The following is a 572-nucleotide window of genomic DNA, read 5'->3' as shown; positions in this document are numbered from 1 at the left end:
GTGTTGCAGGTGGGCAGTCAGCAACGCTCCGACGCAGAGTTTCAGCGGGCGATAGCCCTGATTCGCGGCGGCGCCTTGGGTCATGTGGAAAGTATTTACGCCGAAGTAGGCGATACTCCCACACCACTTAATTTGCCCGAGCAACCTGTTCCGTCAAATCTGAACTGGAACCAGTGGTTGGGACCTTTGAATGACCCTAAAATACATTATCATCCGAATTTATGTCCGCCGATATCTCTGGACCCTGACAAGAATGAAACTTTATGGGGGGCTTGGCGCTGGTACCGCGAAACAGGCAACGGCTATACAGCCGATTGGGGCGCCCACATGTTCGATATCGCGCAGGCAGCCATTGGAATGGACGGCTCAGGTCCTTGCGAATTTATCCCCAAAGGCTACAAGGGTGCGAAATATCTTACCATGAAATACGCCAATGGCATCGTTATGACCGAACAGCCCTTCGGCGACAAAGCAGGTGGAAAAGGCTTACGCTTCAATACCACCAACAAGGGATGGCTCAAAGTGGCGAGAGGCTATATTGAATGTTCCGATAAGAAACTTCTTACCAAAGT

General features: G+C 51.2%; 1 protein-coding gene. It reads left to right on the top strand.

Annotated elements, in window-relative coordinates; translation table 11 throughout:
* The coding region (locus ASC50_RS03400) for a Gfo/Idh/MocA family oxidoreductase (RefSeq protein ID WP_478209962.1) at nt 1-572 on the top strand (572 nt) is incomplete at both ends.

Source organism: Candidatus Symbiothrix dinenymphae (assembly GCF_001431085.1).
Note: the sequence above shows the minus strand (reverse complement) of the source record. Positions and strands in the feature narration are given on the sequence as shown.